The organism is Brevibacterium sp. LS14 (assembly GCF_012027885.1).
GTDB lineage: Bacteria > Actinomycetota > Actinomycetes > Actinomycetales > Brevibacteriaceae > Brevibacterium > Brevibacterium casei.
In genome coordinates, this window is record NZ_SJXG01000007.1 from 156,554 (window position 1) to 180,867 (window position 24,314).

Annotated in this window: 19 protein-coding genes; 16 read left to right on the plus strand and 3 right to left on the minus strand. The window is 68.5% G+C overall.

Annotated features, from left to right (window positions below; all coding sequences use genetic code 11):
* Positions 1 to 110 precede the first annotated feature (110 nt).
* Positions 111 to 2,099: an NADH:flavin oxidoreductase gene (locus EZE58_RS00765; RefSeq protein ID WP_167559586.1), complete on the plus strand. Its 1,989-nt coding sequence runs from the start codon at positions 111 to 113 to the stop codon at positions 2,097 to 2,099.
* Positions 2,096 to 2,728, plus strand: a complete 633-nt coding sequence (locus tag EZE58_RS00770; RefSeq protein WP_009378480.1) for a TetR family transcriptional regulator C-terminal domain-containing protein — start codon at positions 2,096 to 2,098, stop codon at positions 2,726 to 2,728. Before EZE58_RS00765 ends, EZE58_RS00770 begins: the two co-directional genes overlap by 4 nt.
* Before the next feature lie 78 nt (positions 2,729 to 2,806).
* Here the strand turns inward: EZE58_RS00770 and EZE58_RS00775 are convergent, their stop codons facing one another.
* Positions 2,807 to 4,114, minus strand: a complete 1,308-nt coding sequence (locus EZE58_RS00775; protein WP_063249006.1) for an AAA family ATPase — start codon at positions 4,112 to 4,114, stop codon at positions 2,807 to 2,809.
* A 128-nt stretch (positions 4,115 to 4,242) separates the two neighbouring features.
* On the opposite strand from EZE58_RS00775, the gene dapA reads away from it, so the two are divergent.
* A complete protein-coding gene (gene dapA / locus EZE58_RS00780) occupies positions 4,243 to 5,166 on the plus strand; it encodes a 4-hydroxy-tetrahydrodipicolinate synthase (protein ID WP_009378486.1) in 924 nt (307 codons plus the stop codon).
* Positions 5,167 to 5,200: 34 nt separating this feature from the next.
* Positions 5,201 to 6,847: a ribonuclease J gene (locus EZE58_RS00785; protein WP_009378488.1), complete on the plus strand. Its 1,647-nt coding sequence runs from the start codon at positions 5,201 to 5,203 to the stop codon at positions 6,845 to 6,847.
* A 288-nt stretch (positions 6,848 to 7,135) separates the two neighbouring features.
* Here EZE58_RS00785 and EZE58_RS00790 read toward each other — a convergent pair whose 3' ends face one another.
* A complete protein-coding gene (locus EZE58_RS00790; RefSeq protein WP_144588288.1) occupies positions 7,136 to 8,941 on the minus strand; it encodes an L-lactate permease in 1,806 nt (601 codons plus the stop codon).
* Positions 8,942 to 9,493: 552 nt separating this feature from the next.
* Between EZE58_RS00790 and EZE58_RS00795 the strand changes: the two genes are divergently transcribed.
* Positions 9,494 to 10,309 (plus strand): DUF899 family protein, encoded by an 816-nt coding sequence (locus EZE58_RS00795; protein WP_009378495.1) that lies wholly within the window; start codon positions 9,494 to 9,496, stop codon positions 10,307 to 10,309.
* A 319-nt stretch (positions 10,310 to 10,628) separates the two neighbouring features.
* Positions 10,629 to 12,233, plus strand: a complete 1,605-nt coding sequence (gene aceB, locus EZE58_RS00800) for a malate synthase A (protein WP_095376491.1) — start codon at positions 10,629 to 10,631, stop codon at positions 12,231 to 12,233.
* Between the two features lie 275 nt (positions 12,234 to 12,508).
* Here aceB and EZE58_RS00805 read toward each other — a convergent pair whose 3' ends face one another.
* Positions 12,509 to 13,804, minus strand: a complete 1,296-nt coding sequence (locus EZE58_RS00805; protein ID WP_040341832.1) for an MFS transporter — start codon at positions 13,802 to 13,804, stop codon at positions 12,509 to 12,511.
* A gap of 395 nt (positions 13,805 to 14,199) precedes the next feature.
* Between EZE58_RS00805 and EZE58_RS00810 the strand changes: the two genes are divergently transcribed.
* The 10 genes from EZE58_RS00810 (at position 14,200) to EZE58_RS00855 (ending at position 24,313) form a co-directional block, all read left to right on the plus strand.
* Positions 14,200 to 14,913, plus strand: coding sequence for a winged helix-turn-helix domain-containing protein (locus tag EZE58_RS00810; RefSeq protein ID WP_205771980.1), 714 nt, complete (start codon positions 14,200 to 14,202; stop codon positions 14,911 to 14,913).
* A gap of 330 nt (positions 14,914 to 15,243) precedes the next feature.
* On the plus strand, positions 15,244 to 17,988 hold the full coding sequence (locus tag EZE58_RS00815) for a DNA translocase FtsK (RefSeq protein ID WP_009378502.1): 2,745 nt from the start codon (positions 15,244 to 15,246) through the stop codon (positions 17,986 to 17,988).
* A 107-nt stretch (positions 17,989 to 18,095) separates the two neighbouring features.
* Positions 18,096 to 18,830 carry a CDP-diacylglycerol--glycerol-3-phosphate 3-phosphatidyltransferase gene (gene pgsA / locus EZE58_RS00820; protein WP_009378504.1) on the plus strand — a complete coding sequence of 245 codons (735 nt, stop codon included), beginning with the start codon at positions 18,096 to 18,098 and terminating at the stop codon, positions 18,828 to 18,830.
* The gene (locus tag EZE58_RS00825; RefSeq protein ID WP_009378506.1) at positions 18,820 to 19,326 is read left to right on the plus strand and encodes a CinA family protein; all 507 of its coding nucleotides are present in this window, start codon (positions 18,820 to 18,822) and stop codon (positions 19,324 to 19,326) included. Before pgsA ends, EZE58_RS00825 begins: the two co-directional genes overlap by 11 nt.
* 186 nt (positions 19,327 to 19,512) lie before the next feature.
* Positions 19,513 to 19,842, plus strand: a complete 330-nt coding sequence (locus EZE58_RS00830) for a helix-turn-helix transcriptional regulator (protein WP_009378508.1) — start codon at positions 19,513 to 19,515, stop codon at positions 19,840 to 19,842.
* Positions 19,842 to 20,069 carry a DUF3046 domain-containing protein gene (locus EZE58_RS00835; RefSeq protein WP_009378509.1) on the plus strand — a complete coding sequence of 76 codons (228 nt, stop codon included), beginning with the start codon at positions 19,842 to 19,844 and terminating at the stop codon, positions 20,067 to 20,069. Before EZE58_RS00830 ends, EZE58_RS00835 begins: the two co-directional genes overlap by 1 nt.
* 223 nt (positions 20,070 to 20,292) lie before the next feature.
* Positions 20,293 to 21,378: a recombinase RecA gene (gene recA / locus EZE58_RS00840; RefSeq protein ID WP_009378512.1), complete on the plus strand. Its 1,086-nt coding sequence runs from the start codon at positions 20,293 to 20,295 to the stop codon at positions 21,376 to 21,378.
* 4 nt (positions 21,379 to 21,382) lie between these two features.
* Positions 21,383 to 22,123, plus strand: a complete 741-nt coding sequence (locus tag EZE58_RS00845) for a regulatory protein RecX (RefSeq protein ID WP_167559588.1) — start codon at positions 21,383 to 21,385, stop codon at positions 22,121 to 22,123.
* A 44-nt stretch (positions 22,124 to 22,167) separates the two neighbouring features.
* Complete coding sequence (gene miaB, locus EZE58_RS00850) at positions 22,168 to 23,664, plus strand: tRNA (N6-isopentenyl adenosine(37)-C2)-methylthiotransferase MiaB (RefSeq protein ID WP_167559590.1); 1,497 nt, start codon at positions 22,168 to 22,170, stop codon at positions 23,662 to 23,664.
* Between the two features lies 1 nt (position 23,665).
* Entirely contained in the window at positions 23,666 to 24,313 is a 648-nt protein-coding gene (locus tag EZE58_RS00855) for a hypothetical protein (RefSeq protein WP_095376495.1), read from the plus strand.
* The last annotated feature ends 1 nt before the right edge of the window (position 24,314 follow it).

The following is a 24,314-nucleotide window of genomic DNA, read 5'->3' on the forward strand; positions in this document are numbered from 1 at the left end:
GGCGAGCCCGCCCTGGCCGCGCGGCACACAGAGACGAGACACCTCTTCCGCGGTTATCCATACCGTGATATGAATTACGGGTCAGCACCCGCATGCATCAAGGACGATCCATGTCTCACCTCTTTCCGCACCTCTTCGAGCCGATCACCCTGGGTCCTCGGACCATCCGAAACCGCATCGTCTCATCCGGTCATGACACGGTCCTCGCCGACCATGGGCAGATCGGCCCCGACCTCGTCGCCTACCACGAGGCCCGGGCACAGGGAGGCTGCGGACTCATCGTCCTCCAGGTCTCCGGCGTCCACGAGACCGCCCGCTACACCAACCACGTCCTCATGGCCACCGATGACTCCGCGATCCCCGGCTATCGCGCCGTCGCCGAGGCCGTCCACCGCCACGGCGCGACGATCTTCGCCCAGCTCTTCCACCCCGGCCGCGAGGTCATGGACGGCGACCAGGGCATGGCACCCCGTGCCGTCGCTCCGAGCGACGTCCCGGAGGAGCGGTTCAGAGTCGTCCCCGAAGCCCTGAGCACCGCCACGGTCAAGGACATCATCGCCGGGTACGCGGACTCCGCGGCGCGGATCGCCTCGAGCGGCATCGACGGCGTCGAGATCGTTGCCAGCCACGGCTACCTGCCCATCCAGTTCTTCAATCCCCGAATCAACACCCGCACCGACGACTACGGCGGAACCCCGGAGAACCGACGCCGCTTCCTCACCGAGGTCGTCGAAGGCGTCCGCGCCGCAGTCGGCGACGATGTCGTCGTCGGCCTGCGGATCTCCGGGGAGGAGAAGACCGAGGACGGCCTCGTCGCCGACGAGATCCTCGACCTCATCGGCCACCTCGATGCACTCGACTGTCTCGACTACTACTCCGTGACCGCCGGGGACTCCTCGACCCTCCAGGGTGCCGTCCACATCGTCCCCTCGATGCAGATCGACCCGGGATACGCGACGACCCTGTCCGCGCAGGTGAAGAAGGTCACCGACCGACCGGTCATGGTCGCCGGCCGGATCAACCAGCCGCACGAGGCCGAAGCGGCGATCGCCGAAGGCCGCACCGATATGGCGATCATGACCCGGGCGATGATCTGCGACCCGGACATCGCAGAGAAGTCCGCGCGCGACGCCGTCGACGAGATCCGCGCGTGCATCGGCTGCAACCAGGCCTGCATCGGGCACTTCCAGATGGGCGTGCCCATCTCGTGCATCCAGCACCCTGAGACCGGCCGCGAGCTCACCTTCCTGCCCCGCCCGCGCGTGCGCCGGGCCGAGCGCGTCCTCGTCATCGGCGGAGGACCGGGCGGTCTCAAGGCAGCCGCCGTCGCCGCCGAAGCAGGACACGACGTCGTCGTCTGCGAAGCGAAGCCCCACCTCGGCGGGGCCGTCCTGCTCGCCCAGACCCTGCCGTACCGGGCGGAGTTCGGTGGGGCCGCGACGAACCTGACCGCCGAGGCGGCCCGCGCCGGAGCCGAGCTGCGCACGTCGACGCCGGTGACCCAGGACGTCCTCGACGATCTCGCCCCCGATCATGTCATCGTCGCCACCGGCGCCGTCGAGCGGATGCCCGCTCTCGAGATCGCCGACGACGCCCTCGTCCTCGGGGCCCGCACCTACCTCACCAAGGAGCCGACCCTGCCGACCGGGCGGATCCTCGTCGCCGACTGGAAGGGCGACTGGATAGGGTTGGGAATCGCGCTGCGCCTCGCCGAGGCGGGCCGGCCCGTCACGCTCGCCACCGCCGCGAACTTCGCGGGAGCAGCGATCCAGCAGTACACGCGCACCTTGCTCGTCGCGCAGGCGATGCGGGCCGGGGTCGAGTTCCTGGCCGACGCGCGCCTGGTCGGCATCGACGAGGACACGGGCTACCTCCAGTCGACGCTGTGCGAGATCGTCCACGAGGTCGCGGGGGTGACGGCGACCATCGTCTCCGCCGCACCCCGTTCGTCCACCCCGGACCTCGACTTCCGGGGAGCGGACGTCACGGTCATCGGCGATGCCCTGGCCCCGCGCACCGTCGAGGAGGCCGTCTACGAAGGGCTCGTCGCCGCCCACGACCTCGCCCCAACCTCCCTCGCCGAGGCGGTCGGAGCGTGAGCCCGCGACCTCAGCTCGACCCCGCCGAGGTTGCCGCGAGACGCTCGGCGATCCTCGAGGCGACGATCGACGAGATCGTCCGGCGCGGACCCGAGAACGTGCGGATGAAGGACGTCGCCGCCGGTGCCGGAGTCTCCGTCGGCACGGTCCAGTACTACTTCGCCTCCCGCGACGACCTCCTCGTCGAGGCGTTCTCCGCCCACAGCCGAGCCGTCATCGCGGCGATCGCGGACCTCTCCGGCGGATCGGGGACCGCATGGCAGCGGCTCCGGTCGACCTTCGCCGCCGTCCCGACCGTCGGGTCCCACGAGCAGCGGGCGATCGTCTGGGTCGAACTCGTCGCCGCATCCCGCCGCAGTCCCGTTCTCAAGGATTCCGTCGCCGAGGTGTTCGCCGGGTGGCGGACCCACCTCCGTGATCTCATCGCAGGGGGAATCGCCGAGGGCTCCTTCACCCCGCGCATCGGCATCGACCTCATCGTCGACACCCTCATCGCGCAGATCGACGGTTTCGATCTCGCCGTCGCGGCGGGACGGACCGACTTGCGACCCGACCGGATGAGCACGTCGCTCGAAGCGACGGCCGCGTCGCTCCTCGGCGTCGACGCCGCAGCGGCGGCTCACCGGTGACGCGGCTCACCCTGGCATCAGCGCTGCACTGACGCGGCTCGCCCCGGGCCTCAGTCCGGCACTGGCCGAGCCCCGCTGTCAGAGCCTGGCGATGGTCTGGACGTCGTCGCGGAACTCCCGGGCCGTCTCCTCGGACACGGTCGCCCTGGTCGCCCGCAGCGCGTCGAGGTAGTTCTCCGTCGTGAGCACGTCCGTGCGGGCGTCGATGGGCACCCGGTCCTTGCCGAGCGAGGCGGCCAAGGCCTCCTGCGAGGCCCGTCTGGCCGCGTACTCGATGTCGGCCGGGGTGAGCCCGCTGCTGGCATCGACGAGTGCGTCGACGTCGATGTCGCCGATGACGTGGTCGGGGATGTAGCGGGACCAGATGGCGTGCCGGGCGGTCTCGTCGGGCAGGCCGATGGGGATGACGTAGTCGAAGCGGCCATGCCGGAGGAATGCGGCGTCGAGGGCCCGGACGAAGTTCGTCGCACAGATGAGCAGCCGGCCCTCCCGGTCCCGGAACTCCGCGACCTGTTTGAGGAGCTCGTTCGTCACCCCCTGGGTCGGCGACGGCGGTTCGCCGCCGCGCTTCGAGGCGATCTCCTCGACCTCGTCGATGAAGACGACCGCATGCTCGAGCTCGCCGATCTGCTCGAACGAGGTCCGCAGACCCGCGGCCACCCCACCGGGCTCCCCGGACAGGCGGGAGGGGAAGAGCTCGACGAACGGCCAGTCGAGACGGGAGGCCACCGCCTTCGCAAACGTCGTCTTCCCGGTGCCGGGAGGACCGAAGAGCATGACCGCCCGTGGTGGGACGACACCGAAGTGATCGGCGAGGTCGGGTTCGGACAGGGGCACGACGAGACGATCCTCGAGCATGTCCTTCTCCTCCTGCATTCCGCTCACCGCATCCCACAGATGGCGGGGGAGGATGCGGCCGCCGACGCTGCGGAGCAGATCGAGCTCGCGCCGCTGCACCGGCATCTGCCGTTCGAGATAGCGCAGCTGCGAGCGGACCTGGAAGCCGTTGGACTCGAGCCCCGCGAACGCCGGGGACTCCTCAGGCACGAGGATCGAGAGCTTCCCCAGCCCCAGCGGCATGAAATGGCGTTCGAGGGCGTCAAGCAGCCCCGCCTCGGCGTGCTCACCCTGTCCGGACTCATCGGCCACCTCGGCGAGGACATGGAAGAAGACGATCCACCCCTGGGCGTGCGCGGCCCGGCCGACGGCGGCACCGACGATCTCCTCACCGCGGACGGCGACGACGGCATGGTCGTTCTGGCACGACGCGATGACCTCGGGCAGCGAATAGACGGGGGCGGCGGGGGAGGCCTGCGCCGCCTCCCAGAGGCGGACGATCCCGTCGAGGTCGTCGTCGTGGAAATCGCGGATGCGTGTGCGGCTCATCGAACTCTCCTTCGGTGCAGTCGTCACGGGGCGTGAGCACAGCCTATGTGATCTGCGTCTCAGCCGACCACCTCGGCGCGCCTGGACCGGTTCCCCGCAGGTGAGGGCGGCGGCGGTATCCTGGTTCCATGGCGATTCTCGGGGACAGTGCGGCGACCGCCGCGATCGAAGCGTTCGGCACCGTCGGCACGGCAATGGTGACTCCGTTCAACGACGACGGGACCATCGACTGGGCGGGCGTGGAGAAGGTCGCCGACCACCTCGTGAACCTCGGCAACGACATGCTCGTCGTCTCCGGCACCACGGGGGAGTCCCCGACGACGACCGACGACGAGAAGATCGAACTCCTCCGCGTCGTCCGCGGTGCCGTGGGCACCCGCGCGAAGCTCATCGCCGGCACCGGGAACAATGTCACCGCGCACACGGTTGACCTCAGTGAGCGCTCGGCAGCCGCCGGCGCGGACGGCCTCCTCGTCGTCACCCCTTACTACTCGAAGCCGACGCAGCCGGCGATCGCCGCGCACATGCGGGCGGCGGCGGACTCCACGGACCTGCCCGTCATGCTCTACGACATCCCCGGTCGCTCCGGGGTGCCGATCACGACGGAGACGCTCCTCGGACTCGCCGACCACCCGAACATCCTCGCGGTCAAGGACGCCAAGGGCGACCTCTTCGCCTCGCAGACGGTGATGGCCGAATCGTCCCTCGTCTACTACTCGGGGGAGGACGCCCTCAACCTTCCGCTACTGGCCATCGGCGCCCTCGGACTCGTCTCCGTCGCCGGACACGTGTGCTCCGACCGCTTCGCGGCGATGGTCCAGGCCGTCTACGACAACGACCTCGACACAGCGAGGCGGCTGAGCTACGAGACCGCCGGCGTCGTCGACGCCCTCATGAACCACATGCCGGGAGTGATCTCGGCGAAGGCCGCATTGCAGGCCCAGGGAATACTGACCAACCGCGGTACCCGGATGCCGCTGCTCCCAGCAGATGAGGAGCAGACGGCGTTCGTCACCGCCCAACTGACCAGGAGTGGTTACCTCAGTGAATAACGCATTGACCCAAGAGCTCGGTCCACCGCCGAAGATGGACCCGGAAGCGGTCCGCATCGTCGCCCTCGGCGGCCTCGGCGAGGTCGGGCGCAACATGACCGTGTTCGAATACCACGGCAAGATCCTCATCGTCGACGCCGGCGTCCTCTTCCCCGAGGAGGAGCAGCCCGGCGTCGACCTCATCCTCCCCGACTTCTCCTACCTCGACGACCGCCTCGACGACATCGTCGGCCTCGTCCTCACCCACGGCCACGAGGACCACATCGGAGCCGTGCCCTACCTCCTCAAGCGCAAGCCCGACATCCCGATCCTCGGCTCGAAGCTGACGATCGCGCTCATCGAGGCGAAGCTCAAGGAGCACCGGATCAAGCCGATCACCCGCGTCGTCGCGGCCGGTGACACCGACCAGCTCGGGCCCTTCGACCTCGAGTTCGTCGCCGTCAACCACTCGATCCCCGACGCGCTCGCCGTCTTCATCCGCACCGGTGCCGGCAACATCCTCCACACCGGTGACTTCAAGATGGACCAGCTCCCGCTCGACGGCCGGATCACGGACCTGCGCGCCTTCGCCCGCCTCGGCGAGGAGGGCGTCGACCTGTTCATGACGGACTCGACGAACGCCGAGGTCCCCGGCTTCACCGCGCTCGAGAAGGACATCGGCCCGGTGCTCGAGAACCTCTTCGGCCACGCCGAGCGCCGCATCATCGTCGCCTCGTTCTCCTCGCACGTCCACCGCGTGCAGCAGGTGCTCAACGCCGCGAGCGCGCACGGACGCAAGGTCGCCCTCGTCGGCCGGTCGATGGTGCGCAACATGAAGATCGCCGCCGACCTCGGCTACCTCGACGTGCCCAAGGGCGTGCTCATCGACATCAAGGACGTCGACGACCTGCCCGACGACCAGGTCGTGCTCATGTGCACCGGGTCCCAGGGCGAGCCGATGGCAGCGCTCTCCCGCATGGCCAACCGCAACCACCGCATCGAGGTCGGCGACGGCGACACCGTCATCCTCGCCTCCTCGCTCATCCCCGGCAACGAGAACTCCGTGTTCAAGGTCATCAACGGCCTCATGAAGCTCGGCGCGAAGGTGATCTCGAAGGCCGATGCGAAGGTCCACGTCTCCGGTCACGCGTCCGGCGGCGAGCTCCTCTACTGCTACAACATCGTCAAGCCCCGCGGCGTCATGCCCGTCCACGGCGAGTGGCGACACCTGCTCGCCAACGCCCGCCACGCCGAGGCGACCGGGGTCGACCCCGACAACATCGTCCTCGCTGACGACGGTTGGGTCGTCGACCTCAAGGACGGCCACGCCGAGGTGGTCGGTGCCGTCGACTGCAACTACGTCTTCGTCGACGGTTCGTCCGTCGGTGAGATCACCGAGGCGGACCTCAAGGACCGTCTCGTGCTCGCCGGTGAGGGCTTCGTGACGATCTTCCTCGCCGTGAACTCGCAGACGAAGACGCTCATCGCCGGCCCTGAGATCCATGCCCGCGGCGTCGCCGAGAACGACTCCGTCTTCGACTCGATCATCCCCAAGGTGACCAAGGCCGTCGAGGAGGCCCTCGAGTCGGGTACGACGGACCAGTACCAGCTCCAGCAGGTCGTGCGCCGCACGGTCGGGCGCTGGGTGTCCTCGAAGCTGCGGCGCAAGCCGATGATCGTCCCCATGGTCGTCATCGTCTGAGGATCTGCGCGGTCGCCCGCGGCCGGTCGCTTGTCGGCGACCGCTGGGTGCTGCTTGAGCGCGGTGAGCCGACACGCGCGTGGTGATTTCACCGCGTTAGTGTCGGTTCACCGCGCTTTTGCCGTGTGTGCGGCGGCATGGCGGGCGGATTGCCCGGAGTCGAGGACGCCCAGTGTCGATTCTGGACACCCGAATCGACACTGCGGGTCCTCAAGTCGCGGGGTGAGAGAGGTGCCGGCGCCCGCCGGCGTCAGGCTGAGCGCCCGCTCGCGCCCAGTGCCCACCACGTCAGGCGTTCGCGACGAGCGGCTTTCCTGCCGACTTCCGCGCGAGGACGACGAGGACGATGAGGCCGACGACGACCGCGCTGAGCACCACCGTGCCCGCATTCGCGCCCAGGCCGTTGATGCCAATGAATGCGAGAGCCCCGGCAGTGAGCGCGTAGACGAGCATGGGGATCGACGTGCGCCGGATGAGCTCGCCCTCGCGCCCGATGAGACCGACCGTCGCCGAGGCGGCCACGACGTTGTGGACGGCGACCATGTTTCCCGCCGCCCCGCCGACGGCCTGTGCGGCCACCACCGTCTCCGGCGAGGCCGCACCGATCGCGACGCCGGTGGAGAACTGGAACTGGGAGAACATGATGTTCGAGACCGTGTTCGATCCCGCCACGAATGCGCCGAGCGCCCCGATGAAGGGGGCGAGCAAGGGCCAGGCGTCGCCGACGGTGGAGGCGGCCGCCTCGGCGAGGGTGACCGGCATCGAATCGAGGCCCGCGTTGTTGTAGTCCGACCCGGAGTTGATGAACACGCGCACGAGCGGCAGGGAGCACAGCAGGGCGACGGCGGCCCCGGCGATCTGGCCACCGGCGATCCGCCACGACGACCCGATCTGCTCCTTCGTCATTCGGTGGATGAGGTAGGTCAGTCCGCACGCGAGGACGAAGATCGCGCCGGGCGACCAGAGCAGATCCATGTTCTGGTTGATGGGGGTGCCGAAGATCCCCTCGATCTTGATCACGGCCGGCCCGTTGAGGAACTCCTTGATCGGGGGCACGTTGCGGGTGATGAGGAGGAGGGCGACGACGATGAGGTAGGGCGCCCAGGCTCGGGCCAGTGACATCTTCTTCTGCAGGTGGGCGGCCTCGTCGGCGGGGTCGACGGTGCCCATCCAGAAGGCCGGCCACATCGACCGGGGCGCGAAGTCCCAGGTCTGCTTCGGCATGAGGAAGCCCATCCGGGAGGTGGTGACGACGATGGCCAGCCCGATGAGGCCGCCGAGCAGGGAGGGGAACTCAGGGCCGAGGAACCTCGCGACGAGGAGGTAGGGCACGATCATCGCCAGAGCCGAGTAGATCGCGAACGGTGCGACGGCGAGCCCGTCGGCGAAGCGGCGCCGCTCCCCGAAGAACCCGGTCATCAGGCATGCGAGCAGCAGCGGGATGAGGATGCCGCACACCGCGTGGATGAGCGCGACCTGGACGGCGGTGTGGGCGACGAACTGCGACTGGTCGAGTCCGAGCTGGGCGGCGCGGGCGGCGACGTCAGGCGACATGCTCCCGTCCTCCTGCGCGAGGCCGGTGCCGATGCCGACGACCATCGGCGTGCCCACGGCACCGAAGCTCACCGGCGTCGACTGGATGATGAGCCCGGCGAGCACAGCGGCGATCGCGGGGAACCCGAGGGCGAGCATGAGCGGAGCGACGACGGCCGCCGGAGTGCCGAAGCCCGCGGCGCCTTCGATGAAGGAGCCGAAGAGCCATGCGACGATGATGACCTGGACCCGCCGGTCGGGGGAGATCGAGACGAATCCTGCGCGGATCGTCTCGATCGCCCCGGACCGGGTGATCGTCGCGAGCAGGAGGAGCGCGCCGAAGACGATCCACAGCAGCCCGATCGCCACGAGCAGGCCCTGGACGACGGAGGCGGCGATCGTCACCCATTCGATCTGCCACGCGAAGTTCGCGACGAGGGCTGCAGCGATGAGTCCGATCGGCATCGCGTACTTCGCCGGCCAGCGGAAGCCGATGAGGAGGACGCCTGCGAGCAGGATCGGGGTGAGCGCGAGGAGCGCGGCCACGGCAAGGTTGTCCATCGTCGTTCCGATCCGTGGCGACGCTGCCACTGGTAGGGGAGCCGCGGTGGGCACGGCCTCTGGTGTCATCTTTGCCCGGACCGATGTCCCTGGTCAAGGGTGCAGTCCGCTCGCCGAGGCGGGGTGAGGTCGATCGGTCGGGTGGCGTCATCGGTCCGCCGAGGTGGCCCGCCGCCCCCCGCCGAGGCGGCCCAGCCGTGTCCGCCGATGCGGCCCGGCCATCCCCGGCGAGGCAACTCACCCACCCGCTCCGAGGCGGCCCCCACCCCCCCCCCGCCGAGGCGGCCCAGCTGTGCCCGCCCGACCGTCACCGTGGCCGCCAGCCCATCCTCCCAACCGGCCTGGTCCGGACGCCAAGGTCGCCTGTGGGTCTTGAGTCGGCTCGCCAGGGCCGATAATGTCGTCAGTGTCGGGCGTCACACGATCTCCGGCGGGAGAGCTCCACCCGGAGAACTCCGGCTGGGGACCTCCACCAGGGGCGTGGGCCGCTCGCTCGCACACAGCGCACCGCTGGCAGTCGGCTGCCCGCGGCTGACGAAGGAGTCGGAGCTCATGACGTTCATCCCCAGAGAGTCAGACGAGACGATTCCCGGCCTGCCCGAGGTCGTCGACGCCGACACGTGGCGCGACGCCCGGGCCCGGCTGCTCGACCGGGAGAAGGCCCACACCGCCGAGGCGGACGCCATCGCCGCCGCCCGTCGCACCCTGCCGATGGTCGAGATCGACGGTGACGCCGAGGTCCATGGCGAGGACGGCGCCGTCGCCTTCCGCGAGCTCTTCGACGGCCGCGACGAACTCATCGTCTACAAGCACATGTGGTACGACGGCGCACCCCACCAGGGTCAGTGCGAAGGCTGCACCGCCGTGGCATGGAGCCTCCAGGACTCCGTCTACCTCAACGCCCGCGGCGTCTCCTTCGCCGTCCTCACCTCCGGGGCGTGGTCCGAGGTCCGCCCGTACGTCCACTTCATGGGATACGAGCAGCCGTGGTTCTCCGTCCGCGGTCTCGACGAACCGCTCGGTGGGGACATGGGGTCCCTGCTCAGCTTCGTTCGCCGAGGCGACCGGGTGTTCCTCACGTATTCGACGACCGGACGGGGTGTCGAACCGGTGACCGGGTTCCTCGGTCTCCTCGACATGACTCCCTTGGGTCGGCGCGAGGGGTGGGAGGACGTGCCCGAGGACTGGCCTGAGGTCCCCGACGCGGGATCGCCCGTCGGCGGACGCGGGTCGCCGGTCGGATGGTACTGGCGCACCGACGACGCGGGACGGGCCACATGGGGCCCGACATCTCGCCCGGTTCCCCAGTGGACGCGGCACGGCGCGGCGCCGGTGACCTCGCTCGGACGCGACGGCCACAGTCACTGAGAACCGCGCCGCCTCGCCCGACGCGGAGACCGGCGCCCCCGGTCCCCGACGCGGGGTGCAGGCACGCGGCCCCCCGGTGCTGGGCACCCGTCCGGGGTCCCCGACGCCGACGCCGGGAACGGGGCGACTCGGGGTGGTCCCGCCTCGGCGAGGGGGTGTGCGGACACGGCTCCGGCAGAGGTTTGACGAGACGTGGATCACGTCATAGTCTTTTCGGTGTGTGAACAATAAATTTCACGATGTGAAAGTTTCGCCGGTCAAACCCCGTTGCCAGCGATACTCGACGCACCGCAGAGGTGCTGTAGAAGGAGAACCACCGATGACTGCTCATATCGAGAACCTCGACGTTCCCGCAGGGATGGAGATCAGGGGCGAGCTGCCCGACGGGGCGGAGAAGGTGCTCACCCCGCAGGCGCTCGAGCTCATCGCCGAGCTGCACCGGAAATTCAACGGGGACCGCCTCGAGCGTCTCGAGGCCCGCCGGGTGCGCCAGCAGGAGATCGCGAACGGCGCCGACCTCGACTTCCTTCCCGAGACCAAGGAGATCCGCGAGGACGAGACCTGGCAGGTCGCCCCGCCTGCGCCCGGCCTCGAGGACCGTCGCGTCGAGGTCACCGGCCCGACGTACAAGAAGATGACGATCAATGCGCTCAACTCGGGTGCGAAGGTGTGGCTGGCCGACCAGGAGGACGCGAACACCCCGCAGTGGGACTCGGTCATCGGCGGTCAGATCAACCTCCTCGACGCCCTCACCCGCGAGATCGACTTCACCTCGCCCGAGGGCAAGGAGTACACGCTCGCCCCCGACGAGGAGCTGCCGACGATCGTCGTCCGCCCCCGCGGGTGGCACATGCCGGAGAAGCACATCCTCGTCGACGGTGAGGAGACCTCGGGGTCGCTCGTCGACTTCGCGCTCTACTTCGCCACCGCCGGGCAGCTCCAGATCGAGAAGGGCAAGGGCCCGTACTTCTACCTTGCGAAGATGGAGTCCCACCTCGAGGCGCGCCTGTGGAACCAGGTCTTCGAGCACGCTGAGGACTCCTTCGGCCTCGCCCGCGGCACGATCCGCGCGACCGTGCTCATCGAGACCTATCCGGCGGCGTTCGAGATGGAGGAGATCCTCTACGAACTCCGCGAGCACTCCGCGGGCCTCAACGCCGGCCGCTGGGACTACATCTTCTCCGTCATCAAGAACTTCCGCTCCCGCGGCTCCGACTACCTCCTGCCCGACCGTTCGGACGTGACGATGACGGTGCCCTTTATGCGTGCCTACACCGAGCTGCTCGTGCGCACGTGCCACAAGCGCGGGGCGCATGCGATCGGCGGCATGAGCGCGTTCGTCCCGGCCAAGGACCCCGAGGCCAACGAAGCGGCGTTCGCCAAGGTCCGCGAGGACAAGTCCCGTGAGGCCGGCAACGGCTTCGACGGCTCGTGGGTCGCCCACCCGGGCATGGTCGCCCTGTGCAAGGAGGTCTTCACCGAGACCCTCGGCGACAAGCCCAACCAGATCGACAACAAGCGCGAGGATGTCTCCGTCACCGCCGCCGAGCTCCTCGACGTCAAATCCACCCCGGGTGCCATCACCGAGGCGGGGCTGCGGACGAACATCAGCGTCGGCATCCAGTACCTGCGGGCGTGGCTCGAGGGCAACGGTGCGGTCGCGATCCACGGGCTCATGGAGGATGCGGCGACCGCCGAGATCTCCCGCTCCCAGGTGTGGCAGTGGCTCGACGCAGGCGTCGAACTCGACACCGGTGAGAAGGTCACTCGGGAGCTCGTCGAGAAGCTCGTCGCCGAGGAGGTCGCGAAGCTTCCCGGTGACGAATCCGACTGGAAGGACGCCACCGACCTCTTCCTCTCCGTGGCCGTCGCCCCCGACTACGTCGACTTCCTCACCCTGCCCGCGTACGCGAAGATGGCCTGAGGTCTGAGGCCTGAGGCCCTGAGGCCCTGAGGCCTGAGGCCCTGAGGCCTGCGGCGCGAGGCCCTGAGGCCTGAGGCGCGGGCGTCGTCCGGCGATCAGGCGGCACCGACGCGGTGATCCGACACTCCGCAACCACCGACGCGGTGATCCGACAAAAACGCGGTTAGCAGACCGCGTTTTTGCCGGATCACCGCGTTGTTGTTTCTGGTCGGTTGTGTCACCGCGTTGTTGTCGATGTGGTCCAGTGGTGTTCCCTCGCCGAGGCGGGGCCGGGGTCACGATGTCGTCGTGGAGTCGGCGAGGGCGTCGAGTTCGCGGGGGAGCGTGCGCATCCCGACCAGCGGGGAGATGAGCACCGGCAGGGCGGAGAGCACGGCGAGGCCCGCGAAGATCCACAGTGTGGCAACGATGCCGATCCCCTGCGCGATGGTCCCGCCGAGGAACGCGCCCACGGGCATCGGACCCCACACGAGGAAGCGGATCGAGGCGTTCATCCGCCCGAGCAGCGGCTTCGGGCACAGCCGCTGGCGGAAGCTCACCTGCGTGACGTTGTAGACGACGACGCAGCATGAGAGGACGAGCCACCCGATGAGCAGCGTCGGCAGCGACGGGAGGACGGAGGCGAGGGGGACGGCGAGTGAGGTGAGGCCGGACAGCGTCGCCGAGACCGCGATCGAGCGGCCCTCGCCGATAACCTTCTGCACCCACGACGAACTCAGTGCCCCGACGATGCCGCCGACGGCACCAAGGGACATGACGAGTCCGAGTTGGAACTGGTTGAGGTCGAGGGTGCGCAGCGCGTAGAGGACGAGGAGTGCGAAGATCGCCGAGGAGGCGAAGTTCGACAGGCCCGTGCATGCGACGATCCGGCGCAGCAGCGGGTGTCCGAAGACGAAGGCGAGGCCCTCGCGGATGTCGGCGACGAGCGTCGGTCTGCTGTCGGGCTGTGGCGTGTCTTCGCGGTGGCGGATGCGGCTGACGAAGAGGCTCGAGAGTCCCATGCACACGCTCGTCACCGCGATCGTCAGTGGTCCGCCGATGAGGCCGACAAGTCCTGACGCCGTCGAGGGGCCGACGACGAGGGCGGTCTGCTGGCTCGCCTGAAGTTTGCCGTTGCCGTCGCCGATCTGGTCGCCCGCGACGATCTCGGGCAGATAGGACTGGTTCGCGACGTCGAAGAAGACGGTGACGACGCCGACGCATGCTGCGACGATGCAGAGCTGGACCATGGTGAGCAGGTCGAGCGCCCACGCGAGCGGGATCGTGAGGAGGAACGCGGCGCGGAGCAGATCGCCTGCGACGATGACCTGCTGCTTGCGCATCCGGTCGACCCAAGCGCCGGCCGGGAGGCTGATGAGGAGGAAGGCGGCGTTCTCGAGCGCGGCGAGGACGCCCATCTCGAACGCGTTCGCCTCGAGCAGCTGCACGGCGATGAGAGGGAGGGCGAAGAGGACGAGCTGGTTGCCGAAGACGGAGACAGTGTCGCCCATCCACAGCTGCCGGAAGTCGTGGTGGCGCCACAGAGAGCGTGGTCCGGTCGGAGAGCCAGAGCTCGACGACGAAGTCGGCAGAGCGCTGTCCGCGGGTGAGGACCTTGGCTCGGTCTGTGTCGCAGTGTCGCTCGACGGTGCTGTCGGGGGCATGCTGCTTGACGACGTGCTTGCGTTCGACGGTGAGTCCGGGGGAGTGGTGCTCGGGCACGATTCCGCCGGCTCTGACTGAGAGGCCGGTGCGGGCAGCGGTGAAGGCATCGGGGGCGGTGTCGTCGGCACCGGTGTAGTCGGCGGATCAGTAGCGTCGTCTGTGCTCATGGGCTCTTCTTCGAGTCAGCGGGAATCACAGCAGTGATTGAGTTCTCTCAATCAGTAGTCTGACACCACTGCGCTCGGCGGACAATGCCCCATTACGAAGTGATTGACTTCTCTCAACCGTTGGCTAGCGTTGACGGCATGAATGCGGAGACGCCATGAACGCGAAGCCGGCAATGCCTGGCGAGGGGCGAGAAGGCCCACCGCCAAGCACTGGCCGCGACAGCGAGCCCCTGACCCGCGGCGCCGAGCGCCCCACCCGCGACGCCGAGCGCCCCACCCGCGACGCCGAGCGTGTCGCCGTGGCGATCGAGCGCCGCGACGCCACCGACGCAGAGGCAAAGGCGCTCGCCTCGAGTGTGCGGCTCCGGATCCTGCGCCTGTGCCTCAATGAGGCGCTGACCAACCGTGAGATCGCCGAGGCGACCGGGCTCAATCCTGCGACCTCCCTCCACCACGTGCGGATGCTCGCCGACACCGGGTTCCTCGCGGCCCAGGAGGTGCGGCGCGGTCGCCGCGGAGCACGGGAGATCCCGTACCTCGCGACGGGCAAGAGCTGGTTCATCGACGCCGGCGACGTGACGAACCCGATGATCGATGCGTTCTCCGCGGAGTTCTCGGCAGCCCCGTATGAGGAGCGGACGATGAGTCGGATGGCAGCGATGCTCACCGCCGAGGAGGTCGACGAGTTCCGGCAGCGACTCGAGGACCTGCTCGAGGACTTCCGCTCCCGGAACTCCGCTGCCCGCAGTGACGGCGCTGGGACGCGCGAGTGGGCGGTCTTCGTCGCCATGCACCCGAGCGCGCGCACCAGTTCTGCCGGCGACCGCCTCGGCGGCCCCGACGACGACGAGCAGCCACCGACGCGGTGAACCGACACAAACGCGGCGACGCGACGCCCCTCCGAACACTGACGCGGTGATCCGACAAAAACGCGGTTAGCAGACCGCTTTTTTGTCGGATCACCGCGTCGAAGCCACACGACCCTCAAGGCGCGCCGAGACCTCCGGATTTGCAGGCCCCGCGCGCCGAATCGCCCTAGGATATGGAGCATGGCGACCAGAACGACTTCCCCCGCTTCTGGTACCGGAAAGCGCTCTGCCTCTAAGGCGGCCTCCAAGGCGAAGGGCGGTTCCGGACAAGCGGGGACCGAAGACCCCGGGACAAACGTTGTCACCGGTGCGTGGAGGGGAGTGGCCCACATGGCCGGAAACCGTGCGCGAAAGATCCTCAGTGACGAACCGGACGAGCAGTCACCGACGAAGAGGGACGGCACGGCCTTCTTCCTCGTCGGGCTCTCGATCGTCATCGCCGCCTTCGAATGGTGGAACATCCCCGGCGCGATCAGCGATGTGGTCCGCAACGTCGTCGAAGGCACCTTCGGCCGCGTGGCACTCGCCCTGCCGGTGGTCTTCCTCGCCTATGCGATCCGCCTCTTCCTCCGCGGCGACGACAACCGCGGCAACAACCGGATCCTCATCGGCATCGTCCTGCTGCTCCTCTCGGCGGCCGGACTCGCCCACATCGCCGCGGGCAACCCGAGCTTCGTCAACTCCCGTGAGGCGATGGCCAACGGCGGCGGAGCCCTCGGCTTCGTCATCTCCTCCCCGCTCGTCATCGCCACGACCGTCTACGTCGCCGTCCCCCTGCTCGTCCTCCTCGGACTCTTCTCCCTCCTCGTCGTCACCGCGACCCCGGTCCGCGCGATCCCGCCCCGGCTCACCGCGCTCTACCAGCGCCTGACCGGCGGAGCCCGGCCGACCCCGAACGCCGAGGATGCCGACGCCGGCGAGGCGCACTCGACCGATCTCGTGGCCGAGAACACCCACACCTCGAGCCTCAAACCGGTCATGGGCGCCAAGCGCCGCAGCCGGAAGAAGAAGACCGAGATCCCCGAGCTCGACACCCCCGTCGACGACGACCTCGCCGACAAGGCCTACGACAAGGCCTACATCCGCGAAGAGGAGGTCTCCGACGAGGAGGCCGCGACCACGGTCATCGAGACCGAACCCCAGTTCAAGCCCGGGGAGCGCCGCCCGACGAAGGCCGAACGCGAGGCCTCGGCGCTCAAGAAGGCCATCGGCATGGAGGACGCACCGACCGTCGCGCACACCGCGAACTCCGCCGCCGCCTCGGCGCCGGTGCCGACGACGAACACCCCGGCACCCCCGCCGACCGAGCAGCTGCCCGAACGCGTCGAACAGCTCACCCTCGCCGGCGACGTCACCTACACCCTGCCGAACTCGGACTACCTCGTCCCCGGACCGCCCGCGAAGGAGCGCTCCGAGGCCAACGACCGCGTCGTCGAGGCCCTGCGCGACGTCCTCGAGCAGTTCAAGATCGACGCCCAGGTCACCGGGTTCTCCCGCGGACCAACGGTCACCCGGTACGAGGTCGAACTCGGTGCGGGCACGAAGGTCGAGAAGGTCACCGCGCTGTCGAAGAACATCGCCTACGCCGTGGCCAGCGCCGACGTCCGCATCCTCTCGCCGATCCCCGGCAAGAAGGCGATCGGCATCGAGATCCCGAACTCCGACCGCGAGAACGTCGCCCTCGGTGATGTGCTCCGATCGAAGGCCGCCCGCAAGACCGACCACCCGATGGTCATGGGCGTGGGCAAGGACGTCGAAGGCGGATTCGTCGTCGCCGACCTCTCGAAGATGCCCCACCTCCTCGTCGCCGGTGCCACCGGTGCCGGTAAGTCGAGCTTCGTCAACTCGATGATCACCTCGATCATGATGCGCGCGACCCCCGACGAGGTGCGCATGATCCTCGTCGACCCCAAGCGCGTGGAGCTGACGATCTACGAGGGAATCCCGCACCTCATCACGCCGATCATCACGAACCCGAAGAAGGCCGCCGAGGCGCTCGAATGGGTCGTGCGCGAGATGGACGCCCGCTACGACGACCTCGCGAACTTCGGCTTCAAGCACATCAAGGAGTTCAACAAGGCCGTCCGCGAGGGACGTGTGCAGGTGCCGCCCGGGTCCGAGCGCGTCCTCCAGCCCTACCCGTACCTCCTCGTCGTCGTCGACGAGCTCGCCGACCTCATGATGGTCGCCCCCCGCGACGTCGAGGCCTCGATCCAGCGGATCACGCAGCTCGCCCGCGCCGCCGGCATCCACCTCGTGCTCGCCACCCAGCGTCCCAGCGTCGACGTCGTCACCGGCCTCATCAAGGCCAACGTGCCCTCCCGGCTCGCGTTCGCGACGTCCTCGCTCGCCGACTCCCGCGTCGTCCTCGACCAGCCCGGTGCGGAGAAGCTCATCGGGCAGGGTGATGCCCTGTTCCTGCCGATGGGTGCGGCGAAGCCGATGCGCGTCCAGGGCGCGTGGGTGAATGAGTCCGAGATCGAGAAGGTCGTCGAGCACGTCAAGGGCCAGCTCACCCCGAACTACCGCGAGGACGTCGCCGTCGAGGCGCCGAAGAAGCAGATCGACGAGGAGATCGGCGACGACCTCGAACTCCTCCTCCAGGCCGCCGAACAGGTCGTCACCACCCAGTTCGGCTCGACCTCGATGCTCCAGCGCAAGCTCCGTGTCGGCTTCGCGAAGGCCGGTCGCCTCATGGACCTCATGGAGTCCCGCGGCATCGTCGGCCCCTCCGAGGGATCGAAGGCCCGCGACGTCCTCGTCCGCCCCGAGGATCTGCCGGCGACCCTGGCCGTCATCAAGGGGGAGACCCCGCCCGCCGAGGCGGCCGATCCGTCCGCGGGTGCCTCGGCTGCCGATGACTTCGCCGAGGACTTCGACGACGACTACGGTGACTCCGGCGACGAGTACGGTGCGTCCGATGACAGTCGGGGGACCGCCTCGGCGAGGGAGGACCGCTACGGCAACGGCGTCGGCCATGCCGAGGATCTGCGGGTCGGCGACATCGACCCGGAGACGGGACTCGAGGTCGTCGAGGCCTCGGGAGAGGACGCCTGGCAGCTCACCGGCCGCTGAGGCCACGGGCCGTTGTGAGGCGGCCGGCATAACGATTGCGGAGTCGATCGCCCACGATAAGCGGTCGGCTCCGTCTCATTGCCAGGGGTCTCCGATAGGGTTGAGGTGTGAACGAACGAGCTGAGACCCCACCCGAGGCCGCCCCGAGCAACTGGAACCTCCCCAACGCGCTGACTGTCGTGCGGATCCTGCTCGTTCCCGTCTTCCTCGTCTTGCTTCTCAATGACGGCGGGCAGAACATGACGACGCGGTGGTGGGCGCTCGCGGTGTTCCTGCTCGCGATGCTCACCGACAAGATCGACGGCGACCTCGCTCGCAAGTACAACCTCATCACGGACTTCGGCAAGATCGCCGACCCCATCGCCGACAAGTCGCTCATGGCAGCGGCTCTCATCGGCCTCGCCGTCGTCGGCGAGGTCCCGTGGTGGGTGCCCGTGATCATCCTCGTCCGTGAACTCGGCATCACGGTGCTGCGGTTCTTCATGATCCGCATCGCCGTCATGCCCGCCTCCCGCGGCGGCAAGATCAAGACCGTCCTCCAGACCGTGGCGATCGGCCTCCTGCTCCTGTGGAAGCCGCTCGCGTTCCTCGTGCCCGGTGTCGTCGCCGTCGTCCTCCTCGTCATCGCGTGGCTCGTCCTCGTCGCCGCGATCATCGTCACGATCGTCACCGGCGTCGACTACTGCATCCAGGCGGCGAAGCTCGCCCGCGCCGCGCATGCGGGGGAGGCAGGCGCACCTGCCGGCAATGCGGACAGCGGCGGCAACCTCGGCGAACGCAACCGTGGTGGCACTCGCGATGACGGCACTCCGGGCCAGTCACAGTCCGACGATGGCCGCTGACCTTCTCGCGACGTGCCGGGGCATCATCGCCACGTGCACGCGGCTGGGACTCTCGGTCGCCTCGGCGGAATCGCTCACCGCGGGACGCTTCATCTCCACTCTCGTCGACGTCCCCGGCGCCTCCGCGGTCGTCCGCGGGGGACTCGTCACCTATGCCACCGACCTCAAAGCGACCCTTGCCGGGGTCGATGCCGACCGTCTCGAGGAGACCGGACCCGTCGACCCGCACGTCGCCGCGGAGATGGCCGTCGGAGCCGCTCGCGCCTGCATCGCCGACATCGGGGTCTCGTGCACCGGGGTCGCCGGACCCGATCCGCAGGACGGCAAGGAGGTCGGACTCGTCTTCACGGCCGTCGCCTTCGGCTCCCGTGCAGAAGTCCTCGAGCATCACTTCACCGGGGACCGGGAGGCGATCCGGCAGGCCACGGTCGCGACGATGATCGAGCGCCTCGGCGAGTTCACGACGAAGCTCGCGTTCGGTCCCGGTGGGGAATGAGCGCGGAATAAGTTCCCTGTCTCAGCGGTTGTCTCATCACAATGACATACGCACTGAAATGCCACCGCGCCGGTTTCTCCGAAAGGACTGGCAATACCCCGATCTCACCCGCCCAGGTTGGCGCGTCCGCGCGGCCGGGCTGTAAAGTTGAATGCACGATCGCGCGAGCAAAGGGAGGGACGCACAATGTTACTGAGAGTTGAAATCGGCGACGCCCTGCGTTCCGCTCGCCGCCGTCAGGGACGGACGCTGCGCGATGTCTCCACGGGAGCCAGCGTCTCGCTCGGCTACCTCAGCGAGATCGAACGCGGACAGAAGGAAGCCTCTTCCGAACTCCTGTCGGCGATCTGCGAAGCCCTCGATCTCCCCGTCTCGGCGCTGCTCACCGAGGTCTCCGATCGCTTCGCCCTGGCAGAGGGCGTCGAGATCCCGGATACCATCCCGCAGGAGCTCTCGGACAAGATCCTCGGACACCCCGGCGGATACCCGTCTCCGCGGCTGGCAGCCAAGCCGTAATGCGCCACACCCTCTACTGGACCCTCATGAATGAGGAGTTCGGTGAGGCCCGCGCGGCCTCGCTCCACACCGACCTCACCCTGAGCAGCATCGGGTCGATCACCGCCGCCGAGGCGTTCCGCCGCGGCATCGAACCCCGCGACATCTGGATCGCCGTGTGCGATTCGATGGGCGTCCCCGAATCCCGTCGCCTCGGCAAGGAGAAGCCCCGGTCGACGCCGTTCTGACCTCATCCGGGGCTGCGGCATGCCTGGTGGTTCGGACAGATCTTCGCCCGACACGCCGACATATATCGAACACCTGTTCCCATATGGGCTATGCTGGTGAGCGAATCACGGGACCTGTGACCACGAGTGGCCGACTGTCCACAGGGGAGAATCCTCCTCTGTCCTCATGTCAGTGCCGTCTTCTAGCGTTGGTCTCACAGGAAACGACACCTTAGGAGAGGTCATGGCGCGTACACCCAAGAACCTGCAGATCCCCACCGGCGGCGACAAGTCGAAGGCCCTCGACGCCGCCCTCGGACAGATCGACCGCAACTACGGCAAGGGCGCGATCATGCGCCTCGGCGAAGGAGTCCGGGAGCCGATCGAGTCGATCCCGACGGGTTCGGTCTCCCTCGACATCGCCCTGGGCATCGGCGGTCTCCCGCGCGGCCGCGTCGTCGAGATCTACGGTCCGGAGTCCTCCGGTAAGACGACCGTGGCCCTCCACGCCGTCGCGAACGCGCAGAAGGCCGGCGGCATCGCCGCGTTCATCGACGCCGAGCACGCCCTCGACCCCGAGTATGCGAAGAAGCTCGGCGTCGACACCGACCAGCTGCTCGTGTCCCAGCCCGACACCGGTGAGCAGGCGCTCGAGATCGCCGACATGCTCATCCGCTCCGGCGCCCTTGACATCATCGTCATCGACTCGGTGGCGGCGCTCGTGCCCAAGGCCGAGATCGAGGGCGAGATGGGCGACAGCCATGTCGGCCTCCAGGCCCGCCTCATGTCGCAGGCCCTGCGGAAGATCACCGGAGCACTCGCCCAGTCGAAGACCACGGCGATCTTCATCAACCAGCTCCGTGAGAAGGTCGGCGTCTTCTTCGGCTCACCCGAGACCACCTCGGGCGGCAAGGCGCTGAAGTTCTACGCCTCCGTGCGCATCGACGTCCGCCGCATCGAGACCCTCAAGGAGGGCCAGGACGCGATCGGCAACCGCACTCGGGCGAAGATCGTCAAGAACAAGGTCGCCCCGCCGTTCAAGCAGGCCGAGTTCGACATCCTCTACGGCCATGGCATCTCCCGCGAAGGCAGCCTCATCGACATGGGCGTCGACAACGGGATCATCCGCAAGTCCGGTTCGTGGTTCACCTACGACGGCGACCAGCTGGGCCAGGGCAAGGAGAACGTCCGCAACTTCCTCCGCGACAACCCCGGCCTCGCCGAGGAGATCGAGCTGAAGATCAAGCACAAGATGGGGCTGATCAAGGTCGACGAGGATCCCGCCGACGCTCCTGCCGCTGAGGAGTCCGACGACGTCGAGGTCTCGTGAGGCCATGAGCGAGGACCCGACGACGCTCACCGACCTTCGCCGGGCCCTGTCGGACCTCGAGTCTCGACAGGCCGCCGGCGGGACGGGCTTCTTCGCGCGACTCGACGCCGGTGACGCCGAAGAGACGTCGGGCACCGGGTCCGAGGGTGCGGTGGGTTCGGCTGATTCCGCCGAGGCGGGGCCGGGTTCGGCACGTTCCGCTCAGGGAGTGCCCGGCGCGGGCCCCAGCGCGGGGGAGCCGGCCGGTACCGTGCCCGACGAGCCGTTCGCGGACTCTCCGGAACTCGCCGAGGCGTATGCGAAGGCGAAGAGGACCGCGCTCAACATGCTCGCAATGCGCGACCACTCGTCGACCGAGCTGCGCGAGAAGCTCCTGCGCCGTGACATCGAGCCTGCGGTCGTCGACCGCCTCATCACGAAGCTCGAGCACTCGAACCTTCTCGACGACACCCAGTTCGCCCAGCGCTTCGCCAAAGCCCAGCGGGAGAGCCGGAAGCTCTCCCGTTCGGCCCTGCGCCGACAGCTGGTGAAGAAGGGCATCGACGAGGAGACCATCGCCGGTGTCGTCGACGAGGTCGACGGCGAGGAGGACCTCGCCCGCGAGGTCGCCGAGAAGAAGGCGCGCTCGACCCGGGGTCTCGCCCATGAGGTCCGCGAGCGCCGCATCCTCGGGATGCTCGCCCGCCGTGGCTTCTCCTCGACGATCTGCCTCAAGGTCACTCGAGAGGTCCTCGCTGAGACCTGAGCCGGAGACAGGGGCGTGCTCGACGGCGGTAGAATGGTGGGGCCATGACTGAACTCATCGACGCCCCGCACGCCACCGACGCTCAACCGCGCAGCTATGAGGTGAAGACCTACGGCTGCCAGATGAACGTCCACGACTCCGAGCGCCTGTCCGGACTCCTCGACGACGCCGGATACGTTCCCGCCGATGTCGAATCCCAGGCCGACGTCGTCGTCTTCAACACGTGCGCCGTGCGCGAGAACGCCGACAACCGCCTCTACGGCAACCTCGGCCGCCTCGCCAAGGTCAAGGAGCAACACCCGGGTCTGCAGATCGCCGTCGGCGGATGCATGGCGCAGAAGGACCGCGACACCATCGTCAAGAAGGCCCCCTGGGTCGACGTCGTCTTCGGCACCCACAACATGGGATCCCTGCCCGCGCTGCTCGAACGCGCACGCCACAACGAAGAGGCCCAGGTCGAGATCCTCGAAAGCCTCGACGTCTTCCCTTCGACTCTGCCGAGCCGCCGCGAATCCCAGCACTCCGGCTGGGTCTCGATCTCCGTCGGCTGCAACAACACGTGCACGTTCTGCATCGTCCCGAGCCTGCGCGGCAAGGAGAAGGACCGCCGTCCCGGCGACATCCTCGCCGAGGTCGAAGCCCTCGTCGCCGACGGCGTCGTCGAAGTCACCCTGCTCGGCCAGAACGTCAATTCCTACGGCGCCGAATTCCGCGACAAGGGCGCGTTCGCGAAGCTCCTGCGCGCCGTCGGCAACGTCGAGGGCATCGAACGCGTCCGCTTCACCAGCCCGCACCCGGCCGCGTTCTCCGACGACGTCATCGAGGCGATGGCCGAGACCCCCACCGTCATGCCGCAGCTGCACATGCCGCTGCAGTCCGGGTCCGACCGGATCCTCAAAGCCATGCGCCGCTCCTACCGGACGACCCGGTTCATGCGCATCCTCGACTCCGTGCGCGACCGCATTCCCAACGCCGCGATCACCACCGACATCATCGTCGGCTTCCCGGGCGAGACCGAGGAGGACTTCGCAGGCACAATGGACATCGTCCGCCGGGCCCGCTTCTCCCAGGCCTTCACCTTCCAGTACTCGATCCGCCCGGGGACCCCGGCCGCGACGATGCCCGACCAGCTGCCCAAAGAGGTCGTCCAGGAGCGCTTCGAACGCCTCATCGCCCTCCAGGACGAGATCGCGTGGGAGGAGAACCGGGCCCTCATCGGCACCGAGGTCGAGGTCCTCGTCACCGGTCTGCCGAGCGCCGACTCCCCGCGCCTGAGCGGTCGCGCCGCCGACAACCGCCTCGTCCACGTCGGACTTCCCGAAGGCACACCGGCACCGCGACCCGGCGACTTCGTCACCGCTACCGTCACCGACGCCAAACCCTACTTCCTCCTCGCCGACACCGGGTACAGCGTGCGCCCCTCACGCGCCGGCGACGCCTACGAACGGGCCCAGGCCGACTCCTGCGGCGCACCGAGTCCCGACTCATCGGCCGGCGGTGCCACGGTCCTCGGCATGCCGACGATCCGCCCCCGCAGCTGAGATGGGCCGCCTCGCGCTCATCCCCTCAGCCCCCGTTCTCCTTCCCGACGTCGATCTCTCCGAGACAGAGTCCGTCGCCGAGGTGCGCGCCGGGATCCGTGCGACCCTGACCTCAGCCGACCGGTGGGCCCTGCCCGTCGACATGCTCCCGACACTCCTCGGCCTCGGCGGGTTCGGCATCGACCGCGGCATCGACACCCGCACGGGGAAACGCCTCGACGGGGCGGACTGGGTGGAGGCAGCGACCGAGCTCGACGAAGCCGAGCGCGAGCACTGTGTCACCGCCCACCCGGGACTGAGCGTCGCGTCCCTCCACGCGCATGATGCGGGCGTGACCATCGGACCGCTGGGCTCCAGTGACGACATCCTCATCCCGATCGACCTCTCCGCGGCCGCCTCGGCGGACTCACCGCTGGCACCGGTGGCCGGGGCACGCGAATTCGACACCGCCGTCGTCGACGCCGTGCGAGCCGGTGACCTCGAGCGACTGCGCGACCTCGTCGGCAAGGCCGCGGCAGTCCACGCCGACCTCGACCTCCTCGGTCGCGCGCTCGGTACGACAACGACGACCTCTCGTCACCGCACGACCATCATCGTCGACACGACCGTCCACGACGTCCGCACCCTCTGCGCCGAGATCGAGTACTGAG